The following is an 18,455-nucleotide window of genomic DNA, read 5'->3' as shown; positions in this document are numbered from 1 at the left end:
GCTGGTGGCTTCCACACTCACGGAACTCATTCTATCAGTTCGCCCACCGTCAGGGTGCCACGGTCGGCCAGGTGCACGGGGCGAGAGTCGTCGCGAGTCCAGGCGGCCATGGAGCCGTCGTACATGGTGACGTTCTCGAGACCTCCTACCTCGCTGAGCTGAAACCAGCCGCTGGAGGCCCAGTGTCCGGTATTGCAGAAGGCAACGGTGGGAGCTTCGCGGTCCAGCTCCAGGGCATCGATGGCTGCCGTCAGCCGCTCGGGTTCCAGGTACCAGGCACCATCGCGCTCCACCAGAGCACCGTCATGGGGAAGGTTCAGTGAACCCGGAATGGTGCCAGGCACGCGAGCGTCGGGCGATTGCTGCGTGCCGGTATAGAAGCCCTCGGGGCGGGCATCCACCAGTTGCTCTCCCGCCTGGCGTGACGCTTCGACCTCCTCGGTGGTGGCCAGCAGCTCTTCGCGCAGCGTCGCAGTAAAGAAAGTCGCCTCGGGTGGGTCGGCCGGGCCACTGGCGGTCTCGAAACCCTGCTGCTCCCAACCGGCGAAGCCGCCGTTGAGGATCGCCACCTCGTCATGGCCGAGTGCCTTGAAGGTCCAGTAGACCCGCGCCGCGCTGCCGAAGTCGGTGGGGCCGGTGCCGCCGGCCACGACGATCACGGTATTCCCATTGTCGATGCCCAGGTCGCCGATCAATTCCGACAGATCCTCGACATCCGGCATCAGGCCGGCCACGCCATCGCGTTCTTCGCGCCAGCCATCCTCGGCATAGTTGCTGTAGCGGCTGCCGGGAATGCGGGCGGTCTCGAAGGCGGCACGGTCGCCGCCGTCATCGATGGCGGAGCGCACGTCCAGCACCACTAGGTCGTCATTGTCCAGTTGGGCATCGAGCCATTCGGCATCGACCAGGGGAGAGGGGTGCATTGCCTGGGCGGTGCCGGCAAACGCCAGCGCGACGGCCGCCACGATTAGAGGGGTTCGCATGAGACTGTCCTCCTCGCTGGGGGTGGAAAGGAGCCTAGGCCGGGGCCAATCAGGTCGCAACGTTTCGTCGAGAACGCTTTCCGTCCGACACATTCCCCAAGGGAATAACGATTCGGGCTGCAATGGCGACAGAGTGCAGATCGACTGCTATCGGTTGTAAGGATCGCGCGGTTGCGGCGACACAGCCTGAACGACAAAGGAGTGGCTTCGGGATCTGCCAGGCCCCGGCGGTTGCCAGTAACGCCGCGAATCCGTGGCGACGGCTCAACAACAAGACACAGGAGATCGCGAGCATGACGGAACAGCAGCCGCCTCCGAGGCGTTTCTGGCTGGCGGGCAAGCGGGCCGCCGAGCAGGATCGGTTCTTTCGCGAGGCCCTCGAAGCCCAAGGTTGGGAGGAAGGCGATGAGCGGCATTGGGATGCCGCCTGGGTCACCGGTATGCCCGAGCCCGCTCAGTTCCGCAACGCCTCGCCCCGGCGGCGGATCAACCACTTTCCCGGCAATGCGGCGCTGACCGTCAAGAGCCGGCTGCACGAAAGCCTGGCGAACCTGCGAACGCGCATGGTCGATGGCTTCGGCGAGCGGCATCCGTTGACCACGCGCCTGGATTTCTTCCCCCGCGCCTACGTCATGCCGCATGACTATCACGCCCTGCAGCAGGCCGCTCGGGACAACCCCACGCAGCGCTGGATACTCAAGCCGACCAATGCCTCCAAGGGCAAGGGCGTACGGGTACTGCGCGATGCCGGCGAGGCGCCGTTGGCGCCCGACTGGCTGGTGCAGGAGTATCTCGATCACCCGCATACCATACGTGGGCACAAGTACGTGCTGCGGTTCTATGTACTGATCGCCTCACTCACGCCGCTGCGGGTGTATCTCTATCGCCAGGGCTTTGCCAAGCTCGCCTCCGAGCCCTGGGACCCGGACGATGCCGACAACCCCTACAGCCAGCTGACCAATCCCGACATCAATGCGCTCAACACCCGCGCCGAAGTGCCGGTGGAGTTCATCGATCTCGACCGCTACCGCGCCTGGCTGCGCGAGCAAGGGCACGACGACGCGGCGCTGTTCGCGCGCATCGAGGAGCTCGTGAGCCTCACCGCCATCGCCGGGGTCGACGCGATGCGAAGCCGTACCGCCGCCGTGGGCGCCGACCCGAAGGGCTGCTACGAGCTGCTGGGGCTCGACTGCCTGATCGACGACACCCTCAAGCCGTGGATTCTCGAATGCAACCTGAGCCCGTCGCTTGGGACCTGTGCCGCACCGGAAAGCGGTGGGCTCATCGAGGAGCGGATCAAGGGCGACCTGGTGCGTGACCTGATCGCGCTGACCGGCCTCGCTGACGGCGATGCTGCCGAAGCCTCCGACCCGCTGGCCGAAGCCGAGGCGGAGCTGGCCAGGGCTGGCGGCTTCCAGCGCCTGCTGCCCGCCGCCGACCCCGAGCGCTACCTGGCGTACTTTCCCCTGCCGACGCCTGAGGACCTGGCGCTGGCCGATGGGTTGGCCGGCCGCCGTGTGCCGCGTCCCCAGCTGATGCGCCGTCGCGTCAGCGAGGTCTACGACGACCGGCAGTTAGCCCTCTACGACGCAGAGAGTGGTCGCCTCTATCGCCCCAACGACACCGCGGCGTTGATCTGGTTGCTGGCCACCGAGGGGCTCGAACCCGAGGCGATCGTCGAGGCGCTAGGGGCGGCGACCGCCGAGGCGGGGGATGCCCCTGGCGCCGAGTCGTTGCGCGGAGAGGTGGGGTCGACCCTATCGGAGTGGTGCCGCCTGGGCCTGCTGTGCCAGCGTGGCGACGAGGGGGCCGCGCTGCCGGAATATGACGCTGCTTCGGACGCACCACCGACGAATCACGAGGTCCGCCAGACGGTGCTGCTGGTGCACGAGGAGCGTCGCTGGGCGCTGGAGGTGGCCGACAGCGCTGCCTTGAGCCGCTTGCAGGCAGGGTTCGGGGATGGGCTCCTGCCGCTCTCCGCCGAGGCGGCCAGGGAACTGCCGCGGCTGGCGCTGTTGAAGGCGGCGGCGGGCTATGCCTTGGCCTCCGATGACACGCTGATCGCCTCCCGCCTGACGCTCCCAGCCATCGTGCCGGCACTGACGGAGTTCCTGCTGCGCCAGGCCGCGACGCCCGGGCAACTGGTGATCGATGCCCATCTGGTGGTGACGCCGGTGGGTAATGCCGCGCTCTGTATCGCCAGCGAACCCAAAGCGCGGGAGGCGCTTGCCGCCCTGCCTTCGGCGCTCCGCAGCAGGTTCTCCCGTGGCGTCAGGCTGGCGGCGGAGGGCGAGGAGGTGCGTCTGGAACCGCTTGGCCTACCTGGGCCGGGAGCCGGCTCGAGCGTGGCGGAAGCTCTCCCGATGCTGCCACGCGAGCTGTCGGTCTGGGTCATCTCCGGCACGGAATCCGCGCCTGCTACCCCCACGCCGCTGTCCCGGCTCGACGCCCTGGCGGTACTGCTGCCGGGCTGTCGCACGGTTGGCGGCGAGCCCCTCTCGGCCGATGCGATGCAGCGGCTGGACCGCTGGCTGGAGGGTAGAGCGTGCTGGACGGTCGGCGTCGAATCCACGCTGACCCAACTGGATGTCTCCCAACCCACCCCGGCCGACTCGATGGCGGCCGGGAACTGAGCAGCCGGTGACCCACCCGTGTGGGCCACCTGTCGAAGCGAGCTCGATGAGCCCGTTTCGTTGCCAGGCGGCGTGACAGTCTTCTGCTGCATGCCGCTTCCACTCCAAGACCCTGAAGGAGAAGACGATATGACAGAGCACGAGGAGAAGCGCCGCACGCTGCTGAGCCGGCTAAGTCGCCGCCTCGGCTACGCGGCCCCCGCCCTGGCGCTGGTTGCCAGCGGCGCCGCGTTGCAGGCCGTGGCCGACGAAGCCGGCACGCAGCCGGCTTATACCAGTGGCCAGGAGGCGCCGCTGATGCTGGCCGAAGCGCATGAGGAGAAGAAGCCTGAAGCAGAAGGTGAGGCTGAAGGTGAGGCCGAGGGCGAAGCGGAAGGAGAGGCGGAAGCCGAGGCCGAAGGCACCTAGGGATTCTCTCGTCCCGCCGTGTTCCGTGCCGGGCACTGACGTGACCCGGTCCGGAGCCGGCAATGCGAGGCCCGTCCACTCAAGAAGGGAAAGGCGCATGAGCGAACCACAAGACACTTCCTGTCTCGACAGCCTCATCGAGGAGAACCGTCTGGCCCTGCATCAGTTGCAGACGTTGCTGGGGAAGCTGACGCCCGCCGTCTATCGATACGCCTTCGGCCCGACGAGGCGCCAGAGCCTGGGCAAGCACGTGCGTCATATTCTCGACCACTACGATGCCCTGCTGGCCGGCGCGGGAGTTGGCAGCATCGACTACGAGAACCGCCGGCGGGACGAACGGCTCGAAACCGAGCCGTCCTTGGCCGTAGCGAGGCTTGTCGAGATCGGCACCGTGCTGTCATGCCTGGAGGCGCATCAGTCGGCCACGTTGAAGGTGCGATACCCCGTCGAGGGGGCCAGCGGATGCCTGTCGTTGACCACCAGCCTGGCGCGCGAGCTGGCGTTCCTGACCAGCCATACGGTGCATCACATGGCCCTGCTGGGAATGATGGCGGAGAGCCTCGGCGTGGACTTGCCGGTGAATTTCGGCGTCCACCCATCGACGCTTCGGTTTTGGCGGCGAGACGCAACCGCGCCTCAGGCAGCCGGCTCCTTCGCCAGGTCGAGCAAACCCAGGCTCGTTCTCAGTGACTGAGTTCGATCACCCGGCCGCCGGCATCCTCGGCGTCTTCCCTGTCATGGGTGACGAGCAGGCTGGGCAGGCCCGCCTCGCGCAGCCGGTCGAAGACCAGCCGGCGCATGTCGTGGCGTAGCGGTCGGTCGAGCTTCGAGAAGGGTTCGTCGAGCAGCACGGCGCAGGGTTCGGAGAGCAATAGGCGCATCAGTGCCACGCGAGCCTTCTGGCCCCCCGACAGCGTAGCGGGATCGCGCGACCCAAAACCACTCAGGCCAACCTGTTCCAGCGCTGCCTCGATTCGCCCTGCCTTGTCGGGCACTGTGCGGGGCATGCCGAAGCGCAGGTTGCCCGCTACCGAGAGGTGCGGAAACAGCAGCGGGTCCTGGAACAGCAGGCCGATGCCGCGCCGCTCCGCCGGCAGCCGGCTGATATCGTGCCCGTCGAGCAGGACCCGTCCGCTGGCCTGAAAGGACGGTGCGAGAAAGCCCGCCAGGTAGGCCAGCAGGGTCGACTTGCCGGAGCCGGATGGCCCCATGACGGTGAGCACCTCGCCTGGGCCGATTTCGGCATCGAGCGACAGCAGGGGCGATCCGGCCAGAGCGATGTGGATGTCCTCCAGCACCAAGCGGTGAGCTGTGTTCATAACGACCCTCGCATACCGCGGCGGTTGGACCAGAGCAACCGCGGCAGGCCCACGGCGATGATGAAGCCCACCAGCGGCAGGCTGGCCTGGACCAATGCCCACACGCCGATCACCCGGCGGTTGCCACCGGCGGCCAGCGACACCGCCTCGGTGGTCACCGTGGCGATGCGCCCGGCTCCGAGCAGCAGCGTGGGCAAGTATTGGCCGATGCTGACGGCGAGACCCACGGCGCCGGCGGTGAGCAGCGGGGCGAGCAGCATGGGCAGCCGCACTCGCCAGAACACGGCGTGGCGTGAGGTGCCAAGGCTAAGGGCGAGCTGCGACCAGCGCGGGTCAAAGCGACGGTAGGCTTCTGAAAGGGACAGGAACACGTAGGGCAACACGAACAGCAGATGACCAAAGATCACCAGCCATAGCCGTGGCCGCGTACCCAGCGATTCCATCACCACCACCAGGCCGAACAGAAAGGCGATCTGCGGCACGATCAGCGGCAGATAGAGCAGCGTCAGCGCCGAGAGCAGCTTGCCCTGAGCCGGGTGACGCCCGCTGCGCTGCTCGTTCTCCAGTGCCGCCAGTGCCAGGGCCAGGGCGATCAGCGTCGCGCCGATGGCGATCAGCGCCGTGGTAGCGACTGGTCCGGCCAGGGTTGGCAGGGCGCGCAGCCAGTGAGCGGCAGTAACGGCCTGGGGCAGGGCATCGGGGAAACGCCAGAAGCCCGCAATGGAGCTGAGCGCGAGGCCGGCCAGACCCACGAAGGCGGTAAGCGAGGCGAGCAGGATCAGTCCCTTGCCTGCCAGGCGCAGCGGCTGCTCGCCTTGGCCGCGACCGCCGCGGGCTAGCCATTGTTGCCCCAGCCGGGCGACGAGGCACTCCAGGCACCACCAGGCGATGAGTGCCGTCGCCGTGACGCCGAGCTGTAGCACGGCACCTGCCGAAGCCATGAAGCGCCGGCTCAGGTCGGGATCCTGGTACCAGGCCAGGATCGACACGGCGAGCGTCGGCGGCAGCGTTGGGCCGAGAATCAGGGCGACATCCACCACTGCCGTGGCGTAGGCGATCACCGCGTAAACCGGCAGCCGTATCAACGGATAGAGCGCCGGAACCACCACTTTGAGCCAGGCAGTCATTGGGCGATAGCCGAGCGAGCGGGCCATGGCCACGCGTCGCTCGGCATCGAGCTGCGGCAGCGCGGCGAGACTCATCAGCAGCAGGAATGGGATCTCCTTGATCACCAGGCCGGCCATCAGCGCCAGTCCCAAGGGTCGTTGACGATCAACAGGTCCGGTGGACGCTGCCAGCCGGACAGCTCCGGCGAGATCAGCCGTGCCAGGAGTCCCGAAGGTGCAATGAGGAACGCCAGGCCGAAAGCGGCGGCGGCGTGGGGGAGCGACAGCAGCGGCGCCACCATGCGCCGTATCCAACGATCCAGCCGGCTGCCCGACACGCTGGCCAGAAACAGCAGCACCACGGCGAGCGATACGGCGGTGGTGACCAGGCCGCTGGTGAAGCTGACCGCCACTGAGCGCGCCAGGCCCGGTTGGGCGAACAGTTCGCGCCAGGGGACCAGGCTCAGGCGTTCGCCGCCCAGCGCCGGCAGATAGCCAAAGGCGGGCAGCAATGCCATCGCCAGACCGGCCAGTATCGGGCCGACCAGCAGCGTGACGATCAGCAGCGGGGCGAGGCGCAGCATCAAAGCGCGTTACCTGCCGCCAGGTGGTGTCGGCGAGTGCATCTGGCCATCTTCAGCGTGTCCTAGGCCCTGTCCGAAAACTGGCTGCGCTCGGTCATACCGCGTTAAAAATCGGCTCAAAGTACTCATTTACACCCCGTAAACTCCGTCTTTTCGACGATTTTTGCCTTGTCTGACCTTCGCTCGCCGACTTTTCAGACAGAGCCTAGCGACCGACGTAGCGTGCCTGCCAGGCATCCTGCAGCGCCGTCATCCAGCTCGGGTGCGGTTCCGGCAGGGTCTCGGCCAGCGCCTCCGGCGGCAGCAGGGCAGGATTGTCGCTCTCCTGCTCGAACAGCGAGCGGGTCTCGGCGTCGAGGTGTGTCACGTCGAGAACGGTGGGGTCGCCCCATACCGAGAGGTCCTGCTTGCGTGCCTGGGCCTCGGGTGAAAGCAGGAAGTTGGCCACGACCATGGCGCCGGCCCGGCGGGGCGAATTGAACGGAATGGCGACGAAGTGCACGTTGCCCAGGGTGCCGCCCTCGAGGACGTAGCTGCGGGTCGACTCGGGTAGCTCGAAGTCGGCCACCGCGGCGGCCGGCTCCGCCGGGTTGAAGGTGAAGGCCAGCGTCAGTTCGCCATCGCTCATCAGGCGACGCAGCTCGGGACCATTGGCGGGAAATTGCCGGCCACTGCGCCACAGGTGGGGATGCAGAGCATCCAGGTATTCCCATAGTGGCGCGGTAACGGTCTCGAAATCGCTCTGCCCCACCGGCTCGTAAAGCATGTCGCTATCGTCGGTCAGGGCGATCAGAGCCTGCTTGAGAAAAGTGCTGCCGAGGAAGTCGGGAATGCGCGGATAGGTGAAGCGCCCGGGGTTGATCTCGGCCCAGGCGAGCAACTGCGCCATGCTGCGCGGCGGTTCTTCTTCGAGTTCCTCGGCGTCGTAGTAGAAGGTGATCTGCGCCTTGCCCCAGGGCGACTCATAGCCTTCCGTGGGCAGCGTGAAGTCGTTCACCACCTCGGGGTTGGCCTCAGGGCGCGTAAGGGCAAAGTGGGGCAGGCGTTCGGCGAAGGGGCCGTAGAGCAGGTCGTTCTCTTTCATGGCGGCGAAGTTCTCGCCGTTGAGCCAGACCAGGTCGACGCTGCCGTCGTCGTGATTGCCCGCGCTACGCTCGGCCAAGACCCGGGAGACGGCGGAGCCGGTGTCATCGATCTTGACGTGTACCAGTTCGACCTCGTACTCGTCCCTTACCCGGCGCTTTACCCAATCGATGTAGTCATTGATCCGTGTGTCGCCGGCCCAGGCGTGCCAGTAGACGGCCTGGCCGCGAGCTTCGTCGAGCACGCTCTCCCATTCCTGCGGGGCGGAGGCCGCGTGGAGTGGGTAGGCGAGCATCGCAGCCAATGGCAGGACACGAAGTAGACGCAGCGACATCGACTCACTCCTCGATAGGGTGGATTAGAGAGTGGCCCAATGTGAAGAGCCGTAGCCTGCCGTCCACAGGATGCCTCTCGTTGCGGATCGTACACCACGGTCGCGAGGGTAGCTGCCATGCTGACACCTTCGCCGAGAGGAGCCCGAGTAAGTCGACACGGCGTGGTATGGCGAGGCCTGCTAACCTGATTTCAGTAGAAACTGAAACACCAAGAGTGGGGTCTTAACAAGCATACCCGTATCACGACGCGAGGAAAGGTTGTCATGAGCGTGCGCCGTGTCGTCTGGTTTCACCGTCTTGTGCTGTGGATGAGCTTTCTGTGTCTGGTTCTTGGAGGTGGCCTGTTGGCATGGCAGAGCCAGGCCCAGGAGAACGGACGCATCGCCCTGGTCATGACGGTGGAGGGCGCCATCGGGCCGGCTACCGGCGACTATTTCGAGCGCGGTTTGCGCCGCGCCGCCGAGCGCGATGCCGAACTCGTGGTCGTGCAGATGGACACCCCGGGCGGGCTCGATGCCACCATGCGCAGCATGATCCGCGCCATGCTGACCTCACCGGTGCCCGTCGCCATCTACGTTTCCCCCAGCGGCGCACGTGCCGCCAGTGCCGGCACCTACCTGCTCTATGGCAGCCACGTGGCCGCCATGGCACCCGCGACGCACCTGGGCTCGGCCACGCCGGTACAGATAGGCGGCGGCTTTCCCGGCATGGACGATCCTGACGACGACGAGGCCAACGGCGAAGAGGCGGATAACGGTGCCAATGGGGAGGAGGCCGCCGAGGAAGAACAGGCAAACGACGAACCGGCCGATACTCGCCGGCGTGGCGAGACCGCCATGGAACGCAAGGTACTCGAGGATGCGGTCTACTATATTCGCAGCCTGGCCGAGCGCCACGACCGCAATGCCGACTGGGCCGAGGAAGCGGTGCGCGAGGCGGTCAACCTGACCTCCCGCGAGGCTCTCGAGATGAACGTGATCGACGTGGTGGCGCGCGACATCGAAGACCTGCTCGAGCAGATCGACGGTCGCGAAGTGGTGATGGAGCGTGGCGAGCGCACCTTGGAGACGGCCGACCTGGCCATCGAACGCTTCGATCCCGACTGGCGCACCGAGCTACTGCAGGTCATTACCAATCCCAACGTGGCCTACTTCCTGATGATCATCGGCTTCTACGGGCTGATCTTCGAACTTTCCAACCCGGGCAGCCTGGTGCCGGGTACCATCGGTGTGATTTCTCTATTACTCGCACTGTTCGCCTTCCAGTTGCTGCCGATCAACTATGCCGGCCTGGCGCTGATCCTGGTCGGACTCGGCCTGATCGTGGGCGAGGCGCTGATGCCGAGCTTCGGCATTCTCGGCATGGGGGGATCGTGGCCTTCGTGATCGGCTCGGTGATGCTGATGGATTCCGACCAGATCGCCGTATCGCTGCCCATGATCGGCGGTATTGCCCTGCTGGCAGCGGGGCTCATGCTGTGGGTGATGGTTCGCTTCACTGGCCTGCGCCGACGCCCGGCCCGTACCGGCCAGGAGCAGCTCGTCGGCAGCCATGCGGTGGCGTTGGAGGATTTCGACCAGGAGGGACACGTGCGGCTGCGGGGTGAGCGCTGGAGAGCTCGCAGCAGCTCGGCCCTGCGGCGCGGGCAGGAGGCTCGGGTGGTGGCAGTCGAAGGGCTGACGCTCGAGGTCGAGCCCGCCGACCGGACTCCGTCGTGAATGTGATGGATTCGCGTTGAAGCAACCTTGCCCTTGAACCGTCAGGGCCCGACACATCGAGGAGAGTGCTCATGATGATCCAATATCTCGTGCCAGTCGTCCTGCTGTTCATGCTGATCGCCGCGTCGATCCGCATCCTGCCGGAGTACAAGCGTGGCGTGATCTTCTTCCTCGGCCGCTTCCAGTCGGTGAAGGGGCCGGGGCTGATCATCGTCATTCCCGGGATCCAGCAGATGAGCGTGGTGGACCTGCGCGTGATCACCATGGACGTGCCGGAACAGGACGTCATTTCCCAGGACAACGTCACGGTCAAGGTCAACGCCGTGCTCTATTTCCGCGTGGTCGATCCGGAGAAGGCGATCATCCAGGTAGAGAACTTCACTGTTGCCACCAGCCAACTGGCCCAGACCACCCTGCGCTCGGTGCTCGGCAAGCACGATCTCGACGAGATGCTCTCCGAGCGCGATAAGCTCAACGACGACATCCAGGAGATCATCGATGCCCAGACCGAGGAGTGGGGCATCAAGGTGGCCAACGTCGAGATCAAGCACGTCGATCTGGACGAGAGCATGATCCGCGCCATTGCCCGTCAGGCCGAGGCCGAACGCGAGCGGCGTGCCAAGGTGATCCATGCCGAGGGCGAGCTGCAGGCCTCCAAGAAGCTGGTCGAGGCGGCCAACGTCATGGCCGAGAACTCCGCCGCCCTGCAACTGCGCTACCTGCAGACCATGAGCGACATGAGCAACAAGAACGCCTCGACCATCGTCTTCCCGCTGCCGATGGACATCATGGAGGCGTTCAGGCACATGAAGGCCTCCCCGGCCGCCCAGGCGCGCAACGCGGGAACGAGACCAGACGACCTGGGCGAAGGCTGAACGAAACGTGCCACGCCCGCCGGGGCGTGGCATCCTGAGGCGACCCTGCCGAGAAAGAGGCCGCCTTGATTCACTCCCTTTCGTACCGCCATCAGGGGCTATTGCTCACCGGAGGCGGTGCGCTGATCATTTCCCCCGATGCCCTGCTGATCAAGCTGATCGGACTGCCCGACAGCGAGATCCTGCTGTGGCGCGGGCTGCTCACCGCGCTGGGCTTCGTCATCATCATGCTCGCCCGCCACCGGGCCGGCACCGTTGCCGCCTATCGCCGCTGTGGCGGGACCGGCATCGGTGTGGCGCTGTTGTTCAGCTTCTCCACCTTCGGCTTCGTGCTTGGCAATCAGTACACCAAGGGCGGTAACGTCTTGATGATCCTGGCCGGGGCGCCGCTGATCGCCGCACTCCTGTCGCGGCTATTTCTCGCTGAGCGGTTGCCCAGGCGCACCTGGCTTGCCATCTGGCTGTGCCTGGTCGGCACCTCGCTGATCGTGCTCGACGATGCGGGGCGGGTTCGTGGGTGGGCAACGGCTTCGCCCTGTTGGCGGCGACGGCGCTGGCGGCCAACTTCACTCTCTGCCGCACCCGCCCCGGTGTCGACATGAGCCCCATGCTCACGCTTTCCGGGCTGATCGTCGCGGCCGTGGCGGCGCTGTTCGGCCTGGCCGGCGGCGGCATTGCCCTGCCACCTGTCGACAGCCTGCTGCTGCTGGTGTTGCTGTGCCTGGTGCTGCTGCCGCTGGGCTTTACCCTGATCCAGCGCGGCCCGCTCTACCTGCCCGCCGCCGAGGTGGGTTTGCTGATGCTGCTCGAGGTGGTGGTGGGCACCTTGTGGGTGTGGTGGCTGCTCAACGAACGCCCGGCGCCGGTGGCGCTGGTCGGGGGTGCCCTGGTACTGGGTACGCTGCTGGCCAAGGGACTCTACGAGCGTCGCATCGAGCGGCGCCTGCGGGCCCAGGGTGCAGCGCCGCGTGGTCTCTGATAATATGCGCCGCTCGTGAGGGGCGTGCCAGGTCGAAAACCGAGCCCCGCGAGTTCCCCTGACCAAGGATGCGACGCAACGTGCTGACTCCTCTGACCGGGCTGGCCACGCCGCCCTAGCGTTCTCTCCCCCCGGGTGATCCGTCATCGGCTCACCACCGCTCGACATCAACCGATGTCACGGGCATCTCGCCCGTACCCGCTTTTTCATTTGAGTCCTATTTGATCAGCCCCAGGGCGGTGTCTTCGACGCCAAGCCAAGGGACGCTTGCGACTCGACCCCTGGTACTTTCCGGCGCTGGCGCCGGCTGGTATGCAACCCATCGACTGGACCGAAGAATGATCCGATCCATCAAGCAAGACTGGTTCTCCAACATCAAGGGCGACACCCTCGCCGGTATCGTGGTCGCATTGGCCCTGATTCCCGAGGCCATCGCCTTTTCCATCATCGCTGGCGTCGACCCCAAGGTTGGCCTCTACGCTTCCTTTTGCATCGCGGTGATCATCGCCTTTACCGGTGGCCGGCCGGGAATGATCTCGGCGGCGACTGGCGCCATGGCATTGCTGATGGTCACCCTGGTGCGTGACCATGGCCTCGAGTATCTGCTCGCCGCCACCCTGCTCACCGGGGTGCTGCAGATCGTGGCCGGTTACCTGAAACTGGCCGACCTGATGCGCTTCGTCTCGCGCTCGGTGGTCACCGGCTTCGTCAATGCCCTGGCGATTCTGATCTTCATGGCTCAACTGCCGGAGCTTACCGGCGTGACCTGGCACGTCTATGCCATGACCGCGGCCGGTCTCGGCATCATCTACCTATTCCCCTACGTGCCCAGGATCGGCAAGACGATCCCTTCCCCGCTGGTGTGCATCGTGGTGCTCACCGCCGTCTACATGGCGAGCGGCATGGACATCCGCAGCGTCGGCGACATGGGCGAGCTGCCCGACACCCTGCCGGTATTCCTGTGGCCCGACGTGCCGCTGACGCTGGAGACGCTGTGGATCATCCTGCCTTACGCGGTGATGCTCACCGTGGTGGGCCTGTTGGAGTCGATGATGACCGCTACCATCGTCGACGACCTGACCGATACCCCGAGCGACAAGAACCGCGAGTGCAAGGGCCAGGGCATCGCCAACATCGGTTCCGGCTTGCTGGGCGGCATGGCCGGGTGCGCGATGATCGGCCAGTCGGTGATCAACGTGAAGTCGGGTGGCCGCGGGCGGCTCTCCACGTTCGTCGCCGGCGTGGTGCTGCTGATCATGGTGGTGTTCCTCGCCGACTGGGTATCGCAGATTCCCATGGCCGCGCTGGTGGCAGTGATGATCATGGTCTCCATTGGTACCTTCAGCTGGGCCTCGATTCGCGATCTCAAGAAGCACCCCATGAGTACCAACCTCGTCATGCTGGCCACCGTGGCGGTGACCGTCGGCACGCACAACCTAGCCATCGGCGTGTTCGTCGGCGTGCTGCTGGCGGCGATGTTCTTTGCCAACAAGGTGGGCAATATTCTCTATATCGGCTCCGAGGAGGCGGACGAAGGGCGGCGACGCGTCTACCAGGTGGTGGGCCAGGTCTTCTTCGCCTCCTCCGAGCGCTTCGGCAACGCCTTCGACTTCAAGGAGAGTGTGGAAAAGGTCACCATCGACCTCTCTCGTGCGCACTTCTGGGATATCACTGCCGTTCAGACACTGGACCGCGTGGTGATCAAGTTCCGCCGCGAGGGTACCGAGGTGGAGCTGATTGGGCTCAACGAGGCCAGCGCCACCATCGTCGACCGCTATGCCATCCACGATGACCCAGCGGCCGTCGAGAAATTGATGGGCGGCCATTGACGCCGGTTGCGGGCCGGTGCTCCTCTTACAAGAGCCGCGGCCCGCTGGGTCGAATCGGGCGTCGCAGTGTTTCTGAACGCTTCGACGACAATGCCAGCTTGGGAAACGACACCATGACAGAACAGGTAATGGCCGCCATCGACGGCTCGCAGTTCTCCACCGCGGTATGCGACTACGCCGCCTGGGCCAGCCTGGCGCTCGGTGCGCCGCTGACCTTCCTCCACGTGGTGGACAACCACCCACAGACTGCTGAGCCTGACCTTTCCGGCAACATCGGGCTGGGCTCCCGGGAGCATCTGCTCGAGGAGCTGTCGCAGCTCGACGAGCAGCGCGCCAAGGTGGCCCAGGAGCAGGGCCGGCTGATGCTCCAGGCGGCCAAAGAGCGCGCCATCGAGGATGGCGTCAGTGCCCCGGGTACACGCCAGCGCAATGGCACTCTGGTCGAGACACTCGACGAGCTGCAGGACGAGATTCGCCTGCTGGTACTGGGCAAGCGCGGCGAGACCGCTCATCAGGCCAGTGAGCACCTGGGCTCCAACCTGGAGCGGGTGGTGCGCACCCTGCACCGGCCGATCCTGATGGTACCGGAGGCCTTCACGCGCCCCGAGCGGGTGATGCTCGCCTTCGATGGCAGCAAGACCACCCGCAAGGGCGTCGAAATGCTGGCCAGGAGCCCGCTGTTCAACGGCATCCCGGTACATGTGGTGATCGTCGGCGCCGAGACCGGCGACAACCGCTCGCAGCTTGACTGGGCATTGGCCACGCTGCGCGAGGCGGGCCACGAGGCCGAGGGGGCGATCCGTGCCGGCGAGGTGGAGGAGACGCTGCGCGTCTATCAGGAAGAGAACGCCATCGACCTGCTGGTGATGGGCGCCTATGGCCACTCGCGTATCCGCCACCTGCTGGTGGGCAGCACGACCACCGCCATGCTGCGCCGAGCCAAGGTGCCGGTCCTGCTGCTGCGCTAGACCGGATGACTTACGGCGCCGGCCGGTTGCCGGTAGCATGGCTGTCTATCGTCCGCTCACACTCCCAGGAGGAAACACTCGTATGACCATCGTCCGTCACGATACCAAGGCACGCATGAGCCGCGCCGTCATTCACAACGGCATCGCCTACCTGTGCGGCCAGGTGGCCGGCCCCGAGGCGCGCCATGGCGATATCACCGAGCAGACCGAGAGCATGCTGGCCCGGGTGGATGCGCTGCTCGCCGAGATCGGCTCCGACCGCGAGCACCTGCTCACGGCGACGATCTACCTCAAGGACGGCAGCGATTTCGCCGCCATGAACGCGGTGTGGGATGCCTGGGTTCCCACCGGCCATGCGCCAGCCCGCACTTGCGTCTGCGCGCCCATGCCCGCCGACGAACTCAAGGTGGAGATTACCGTCACGACCGCAGTCGTCGCCGGCGGCGATTACCCATACTGACGCTAGATTCTTGATTCCTTAACGTGCGCAGGGGTCATCGAGTGGCGCCTCTCGCGGTCGCAGTCGCCGCGAGAGGGCGTCCACGGCGATGTTGAGCATGGCGGTGATGAGCAGCAGGAAGAAGGCCACGTCGAACATCAGGTAGTCGAAGCCCTCCTCGATGAAGAAGCCGAGGGTGGCGATGCCCAGCATGCCGAGGATCGCCGTTTCGCGCAGGATTACCTCGGCGCGGTAGTAGAGTAGTGCCAGGATCCCCGGGTAGACCCGCGGCAGCAGCTCGTAGGCCAGGCGTCCACTGGCCGGTAGGCCAGGCATGCCGGGGGTGATAGCGTCGGCGTGGCGTGCCGCCAGGAAGGCGATCAGGGCGCCATTGTGCAGCGCCAGGGCCAGCCAGGCGGGCAGCAGCGAGGGGCCGAGCAGCAGCAGGAAGACGAACGCCAGCATCAGTTCCGGCGTCGAGCGCAGGAAGATCAGCGCGCCGTGTCCGGCCAGGCGGGTGGCGCGGTTGCCGAAGTGACGGCTGGCCAGCGGCCACAGCGCCAGCGCCACGAGCAGTGCCCCACGGTGCCGAGCAGTCCCAGCAGCAGAGTGTTGCCGATGGCCGGTCCCAGCGACGGGATGCGCGACAGCCACTCCACCAGCCCCGCCCAATCGCCGGCCAGCAGCGCCGCTGGCCAGATATCCGCGGAGACGAAGCGCCACAGCAGCGCACCGTCCACACTTGGCCAGGGGCCGAGCAGCCAGGCACCGCCCACCAGCAGCAGCGGTATCAAGCGCTTGTGCCCCCACCATGGCAGGCTGGCGATCAGCAGGTAGAACAGCCACAGCAGCGCCCCCGCCTCGTGGTAGCGTCCCTCGCGAAACGCCGTCTCGAGATGGAAGCCCAGGGTCGGCAGGCCGACGAAGCCGAGCAGCACGCTGGCGCGCAGGCCGCACTCGAAGCGGTAGCGGGTATAGGCGGCGAGCTGGGTCCAGGCCAGCGGCAGCTCGGCATAGACGAAGCGTGCCAGCCGGCCGCTGCCGGGCGGAAGAGCATCGCGCGGCGCGCGCGGGTCTGTTCGAGGATCTCGGCATAGACCTTGGCGAAGATGCCGGCGTAGGGAATCGCCAGGGCCGCCAGGGCAGTGAGCGCCGAGAGGCCGAACACCTGCAGGAACAGAAGTGCCCAGAACAGCTCATGGATGGCGCGCACGAAAGCGCAACCGGCCCTGACCAGTCGTGAACGGGCGAACAGCAGGGCCAGGGGAAAGCCCAGGATCACCCCGGCAAGCGTACCCCACAGCGCCACCGCCACGGTGAGGCCGAGCGCCGAGAAGGGCGACTCCAGCGCGCCCCAGGCGGGCCAGGCCAGGCCGGCCGCCATGCGGCCGAGCTCTCCCCAGGGATCGCGGGTGTGGACGGCAAGATCGGCGAAAGGCACCAGCAGCACCGCCAGTGCCACCAGGGCCAGAGTATGGCGGGCCAGGCGCAGGCCGGGCGACTTGCCCCGCCACCACTCTCTCCACCCCGATGGGGGCTGGGCCGACAGGCTGTCGCTCACGGTCGCCCCCGTGGGCAGGGGAGGGCGTTGACGCCCGGCACGCCGCTATCGGCGTCACGCGCATCAGGGATGTGCCTCGCGGCATCGGCGTCGGGGTAGAGCGCGTCCAGCTCGGCCAGGGTGAGCGAGTCGGTCGGCGCATCGATCACCAGACGACCGTCACGCAATCCCCAGACGCGATCGAAGTGGGTCAGCGCCAGCTCGCGCTGGTGCAGGGCGACGACCGAAGTGGTGTGGCGGGCATCGATCAGGCTCAGCAGGCGCAAGGCCTGGTGGGGGTCGACGCTGGCGACCGGTTCGTCGCCGAGGAACAGCGGCCGGGCCTGGTAGAGCGCCCGGGCAATGGCTACCCGTTGGCGCTGGCCGCCGGAGAGCTGGCCCACCGGGCGGCGCATCAGATCGGCCAGGCCCAGCTCATCGCACAGCGTGGACACCTCTCGCCATGGGCGGCGCAGGGGATGCACGAGGTTCCACAGGTTGGCCAGCGCCGAATGCTCCGGCAGGCGCCCCATGAAGACGTTGTGATACACCGCGAGCTGCGGCACCAGGCCGTGATGCTGTGGGCACCAGGCAGCCTGGCGGTCGAGTCGGCGGCGCAGCTCGCCGAGCAGCGTCGACTTGCCGGCGCCGCTCTGGCCGAGCAACGCGACCCTTTCGCCCTCACGCAAGGCGAGGGTCAGGCGTGGCAGGACGACATGCGCGCCATGCCCGATGTCCTCACCATCGAAGCGAACCAGCAGGCGACGTTGCTCTCCCTCCATCAGCGCAGCAGGCCGAGTTCCTCGGCCACCTCCTCGATGGGGGCGTAGAGCTCGTTGTCGGCGGGGATGAACGCCTCGCGGGGAAAGGTGGCGAGCAGCTCCGGGTCATCCATCTCGAGGAAGGCGGCCCGGACTTCCTCGGTGAAGCCCTCGCCGAAGCGCTCGTCGGCATCGCCGCGCAGCGTCCAGTTGTAGTCGGGGTAGGGCGGTGTGGCCCAGACCACCTGGACCTGGTCGGTATTGACCCGGCCATCCTCGACGGCGGCCTCCCATACCGTATAGTTGACCGCACCGATGTCGTAGGTGCCGGCTTCCACCAGCGCAATAGTACGTGAGTGGTCGCCGGAGTAGCCTACGCGGGAGAAAAGGCGCTCCGGATTGGCATTGTCGAAGCGCTGGCGCAAGAAGTGCTCCGGCATCAGGCGGCCGGAAGTGGAAGTGCGTGAGCCGAATGTCAGGCTCATGCCTTCGATCTCGTCGGGCAGTTCGTCGGCGCGCTCGAGGCCGGTGGACTCGTGGGCGATGAAATAGCTGACGAAGGCGCCATCCTCGCTGCCCTGGGCCAGCGCTTGGGAGCCCGGCACCAAGCGCCGTGCCTGCACGCCCGACAAGCCGCCGAACCAGGCCAGCTGCACCTGATCGTTACGGAAGGCGGTAACCGCGGCACTGTAGGACTTCACCGGCACGTACTCCACCTCGACGCCGAGGCGCTGCTCCAGATAGTCGGCCACCTGGGAGAAACGCTCCACCAGGCGGGCCTGATCCTCGTCGGGAATGGCGGTGAAGCGGAAGGTCTCGGCGGCGGCCCCCTGAGCGAACAGCGAGAGGAAGGTGGCCAAGGGGAGGGCAGAGAGGGCGATCCGGTGCATGGGGCT

19 protein-coding genes and 1 pseudogene are annotated in these 18,455 nt (G+C 66.5%); 10 read left to right on the top strand and 10 right to left on the bottom strand.

Annotated features, from left to right (window positions below):
* Positions 1-26: 26 nt before the first annotated feature.
* Entirely contained in the window at positions 27-983 is a 957-nt protein-coding gene (locus tag EKK97_RS17760) for a sulfurtransferase (protein WP_159553904.1), read from the bottom strand.
* A gap of 293 nt (positions 984-1,276) precedes the next feature.
* Between EKK97_RS17760 and EKK97_RS17755 the strand changes: the two genes are divergently transcribed.
* The 3 genes from EKK97_RS17755 to EKK97_RS17745 all read left to right on the top strand — a co-directional run bounded on the left by EKK97_RS17755 (position 1,277) and on the right by EKK97_RS17745 (position 4,718).
* Positions 1,277-3,616, top strand: a complete 2,340-nt coding sequence (locus EKK97_RS17755; protein ID WP_159553901.1) for a PqqD family peptide modification chaperone — start codon at positions 1,277-1,279, stop codon at positions 3,614-3,616.
* Positions 3,617-3,745: 129 nt separating this feature from the next.
* On the top strand, positions 3,746-4,024 hold the full coding sequence (locus tag EKK97_RS17750; protein WP_159553899.1) for a hypothetical protein: 279 nt from the start codon (positions 3,746-3,748) through the stop codon (positions 4,022-4,024).
* Between the two features lie 97 nt (positions 4,025-4,121).
* Positions 4,122-4,718, top strand: coding sequence for a DinB family protein (locus tag EKK97_RS17745; RefSeq protein ID WP_159553897.1), 597 nt, complete (start codon positions 4,122-4,124; stop codon positions 4,716-4,718).
* On the opposite strand, the gene EKK97_RS17740 is transcribed toward EKK97_RS17745, so the two are convergent.
* The 4 genes from EKK97_RS17740 to EKK97_RS17730 all read right to left on the bottom strand — a co-directional run bounded on the left by EKK97_RS17740 (position 4,708) and on the right by EKK97_RS17730 (position 8,450).
* Complete coding sequence (locus tag EKK97_RS17740; protein WP_159553895.1) at positions 4,708-5,343, bottom strand: ATP-binding cassette domain-containing protein; 636 nt, start codon at positions 5,341-5,343, stop codon at positions 4,708-4,710. The two genes, EKK97_RS17745 and EKK97_RS17740, sit on opposite strands and share 11 nt — an antisense overlap.
* Positions 5,340-6,602, bottom strand: coding sequence for an ABC transporter permease (locus EKK97_RS17735; protein WP_340162896.1), 1,263 nt, complete (start codon positions 6,600-6,602; stop codon positions 5,340-5,342). Before EKK97_RS17735 ends, EKK97_RS17740 begins: the two co-directional genes overlap by 4 nt.
* Positions 6,587-7,033, bottom strand: coding sequence for an ABC transporter permease family protein (locus tag EKK97_RS25975; RefSeq protein WP_340162895.1), 447 nt, complete (start codon positions 7,031-7,033; stop codon positions 6,587-6,589). The genes EKK97_RS17735 and EKK97_RS25975 overlap by 16 nt, the downstream gene beginning before the upstream one ends.
* A 205-nt stretch (positions 7,034-7,238) precedes the next feature.
* Positions 7,239-8,450: an ABC transporter substrate-binding protein gene (locus EKK97_RS17730; protein ID WP_159553893.1), complete on the bottom strand. Its 1,212-nt coding sequence runs from the start codon at positions 8,448-8,450 to the stop codon at positions 7,239-7,241.
* Positions 8,451-8,714: 264 nt separating this feature from the next.
* On the opposite strand from EKK97_RS17730, the pseudogene EKK97_RS17725 reads away from it, so the two are divergent.
* The 7 genes and pseudogenes from EKK97_RS17725 (at position 8,715) to EKK97_RS17700 (ending at position 15,279) form a co-directional block, all read left to right on the top strand.
* Positions 8,715-10,168: pseudogene (locus tag EKK97_RS17725) on the top strand (NfeD family protein).
* Between the two features lie 71 nt (positions 10,169-10,239).
* The gene (locus tag EKK97_RS17720) at positions 10,240-11,043 is read left to right on the top strand and encodes a slipin family protein (protein ID WP_159553891.1); all 804 of its coding nucleotides are present in this window, start codon (positions 10,240-10,242) and stop codon (positions 11,041-11,043) included.
* Positions 11,044-11,108: 65 nt separating this feature from the next.
* Positions 11,109-11,645 carry an EamA family transporter gene (locus tag EKK97_RS25970; RefSeq protein WP_340162894.1) on the top strand — a complete coding sequence of 179 codons (537 nt, stop codon included), beginning with the start codon at positions 11,109-11,111 and terminating at the stop codon, positions 11,643-11,645.
* A complete protein-coding gene (locus tag EKK97_RS25965) occupies positions 11,561-12,022 on the top strand; it encodes an EamA family transporter (RefSeq protein WP_340162893.1) in 462 nt (153 codons plus the stop codon). The genes EKK97_RS25970 and EKK97_RS25965 overlap by 85 nt, the downstream gene beginning before the upstream one ends.
* A gap of 338 nt (positions 12,023-12,360) precedes the next feature.
* Positions 12,361-13,851: a SulP family inorganic anion transporter gene (locus EKK97_RS17710; RefSeq protein WP_159553889.1), complete on the top strand. Its 1,491-nt coding sequence runs from the start codon at positions 12,361-12,363 to the stop codon at positions 13,849-13,851.
* A gap of 113 nt (positions 13,852-13,964) precedes the next feature.
* Positions 13,965-14,819, top strand: a complete 855-nt coding sequence (locus tag EKK97_RS17705) for a universal stress protein (protein WP_159553887.1) — start codon at positions 13,965-13,967, stop codon at positions 14,817-14,819.
* A gap of 82 nt (positions 14,820-14,901) precedes the next feature.
* The gene (locus EKK97_RS17700; protein WP_159553885.1) at positions 14,902-15,279 is read left to right on the top strand and encodes a RidA family protein; all 378 of its coding nucleotides are present in this window, start codon (positions 14,902-14,904) and stop codon (positions 15,277-15,279) included.
* Positions 15,280-15,297: 18 nt separating this feature from the next.
* Here the strand turns inward: EKK97_RS17700 and EKK97_RS24970 are convergent, their stop codons facing one another.
* Genes EKK97_RS24970 through EKK97_RS17685 form a run of 5 tightly spaced genes read right to left on the bottom strand, consistent with a single transcriptional unit; the run spans position 15,298 to position 18,449 of the window.
* On the bottom strand, positions 15,298-15,828 hold the full coding sequence (locus tag EKK97_RS24970) for an ABC transporter permease subunit (RefSeq protein WP_236551273.1): 531 nt from the start codon (positions 15,826-15,828) through the stop codon (positions 15,298-15,300).
* Positions 15,750-16,196 (bottom strand): hypothetical protein, encoded by a 447-nt coding sequence (locus EKK97_RS24965; RefSeq protein ID WP_236551272.1) that lies wholly within the window; start codon positions 16,194-16,196, stop codon positions 15,750-15,752. The genes EKK97_RS24970 and EKK97_RS24965 overlap by 79 nt, the downstream gene beginning before the upstream one ends.
* Positions 16,085-16,819: a PhnE/PtxC family ABC transporter permease gene (locus EKK97_RS24960; RefSeq protein ID WP_236551271.1), complete on the bottom strand. Its 735-nt coding sequence runs from the start codon at positions 16,817-16,819 to the stop codon at positions 16,085-16,087. The genes EKK97_RS24965 and EKK97_RS24960 overlap by 112 nt, the downstream gene beginning before the upstream one ends.
* On the bottom strand, positions 16,816-17,580 hold the full coding sequence (locus tag EKK97_RS17690; protein ID WP_159553883.1) for an ATP-binding cassette domain-containing protein: 765 nt from the start codon (positions 17,578-17,580) through the stop codon (positions 16,816-16,818). Before EKK97_RS17690 ends, EKK97_RS24960 begins: the two co-directional genes overlap by 4 nt.
* Positions 17,580-18,449: a putative selenate ABC transporter substrate-binding protein gene (locus EKK97_RS17685; RefSeq protein ID WP_159553881.1), complete on the bottom strand. Its 870-nt coding sequence runs from the start codon at positions 18,447-18,449 to the stop codon at positions 17,580-17,582. Before EKK97_RS17685 ends, EKK97_RS17690 begins: the two co-directional genes overlap by 1 nt.
* Between the last annotated feature and the right edge of the window lie 6 nt (positions 18,450-18,455).

Source organism: Billgrantia tianxiuensis, assembly GCF_009834345.1.
GTDB lineage: Bacteria > Pseudomonadota > Gammaproteobacteria > Pseudomonadales > Halomonadaceae > Halomonas > Halomonas tianxiuensis.
Note: the sequence above shows the minus strand (reverse complement) of the source record. Positions and strands in the feature narration are given on the sequence as shown.